This is a genomic window from Streptomyces africanus (assembly GCF_002150735.1).
Classification (GTDB): domain Bacteria; phylum Actinomycetota; class Actinomycetes; order Streptomycetales; family Streptomycetaceae; genus Streptomyces; species Streptomyces africanus.
On record NZ_MUKA01000291.1, the window covers coordinates 1 to 1581 of the forward strand.

Consider the following 1581-nt stretch of genomic DNA (forward strand, 5'->3'; position numbering starts at 1 on the left):
CGGACAGGGCACCCCGGCCCAGGGGACCGCTGCTCCGGGGGCGGGTGTGACCTGGACGGGGTTGCCCGGAGCAGCGGTCCCCTGAGCCGGGGTGCCCTGTCCGGGAGCGGCCTCGGCGGGGAGCGGCTGACCGGCGGAGGTCTGCTGCTCCGGCGCGGCGACGCCCTGCTGCGGCAGAGGCTGTGCGCCGAGGGGCTGGTTCGGGGACACGGGCTGAAGCGCCTGCCCCGGGAGGGCCGCGGCCTGCACGCTGTGCCCGAGACCGCCCGGGGCGGGGACGGACACGCCCTGCGGGGGTACGGCGACGCCCTGGGGCGGGACTGCGGTGCCCTGCGGTTGCGGCACGTTGCCCTGGGGATGAACGGCGTTGGCCTGCGGTTGAGCGGCATTCCCCTGCGGCGGGACCGCCACGCCCTGTGGCGGCACGGCCGTACCGGGAGCGACCTGCCCCGGAGCGGCCTGACCCGCCGGAACCTGACCGGTGACGTCCTGCTGCGCGGGAACCCCCTGCACGGCCCCCGCGGGCACGGAACCCGTCGGCACAGCAGCCTGCTGCCCAGCGCCCTGCACCGGCGAACCGGCCACCGCACCCGGCGTACCCGGCGCCTGCGCTCCGGCTCCGTCGGCCGGCTGAGCCGCCACGGCCCGCCGCCGACGCCCGGTCGGCGCACTCGTGGGATGCGGCTGGGGCGGAGTGTGATCGGCGGACTGGTCGTGCGGGACGGCGTCGTGCCGCCCCTCCTCGGCCACCCCGGCACCGCCGGCAGCCGGACCGGAAACCGCCACGCCCCCGTGCGCCGGGTCCGGCACCTGTCCCTGACCGGGCACACCTGCCGCGACTTGCTGCCCCTGGTCGGCCGGGCCGGCCGGGGCCTGATCCGCCTCGGCCGGCGGCAGGGCGAACACCGGACGCGGCCCTGCGGCCGCCTCCTGAGCAGCCGCCCGCTCGGCCGCGGCAGCCAGCGCCCGCCGCCGACGCCCGCTCGGCTGCGAAGCCTGCCCCTGCCCCTGGCCCTGGCCCTGGCCCTGGGCCGCATCGGCGGATCCCGCGGTGGCGTCACCGGACGGCGCGGGCAGCGCAGGCGGCAGCGCGTGCTGCTCGCCGGGCTCATGCCGGGCCCGCCGCCCGGAGGGGGGCGCGGGCACGCCCTGCGGCGGAACGGTCCCGCCCAGCCCCGTGCCCGAGGCGGCGGTCCCCGCCGCATGCTCGGCGGCCGTGACGACGGCCCCCTCGGCGACACCCTGGACGGCACCCCCGACAGGCAGGGCCGCGGCCGCACCGGAGCCCTCGGCCGCACGCCGCCGGCGCCCGGTGCCGCCCGACACGGCAGCACCCTCACCGGAAGCCTGCGCGGGAAGGGCAGCCGGTTCCCCGGCGGCCCGCCTCCGCCGCCGCCCGGTGGGCGCAGCCCCCTCGGCACCGGACCCACCGGACCCACCGTCGGATCCGTCGGTCCCCTCACCCTCAGCCGGAACGTCACCGTCCAGGAAGGCATCGGTGGTGGCCCGCCGCGCCCGGCGCCGCCCTCCACCAGAGGTCTGCCCACCGGACGTCTGCCCACCGTCGGCAGCGGCGTCGAC

2 pseudogenes are annotated in these 1581 nt (G+C 79.8%); one reads left to right on the forward strand and one right to left on the reverse strand.

Annotated elements, in window-relative coordinates:
- Window positions 1-210, reverse strand: a pseudogene (locus CCL05_RS47320) (hypothetical protein); the annotation flags it as partial.
- 42 nt (window positions 211-252) lie between these two features.
- On the opposite strand from CCL05_RS47320, the pseudogene CCL05_RS47325 reads away from it, so the two are divergent.
- Window positions 253-1581 (forward strand): annotated as a pseudogene (locus CCL05_RS47325) (hypothetical protein); the annotation flags it as partial.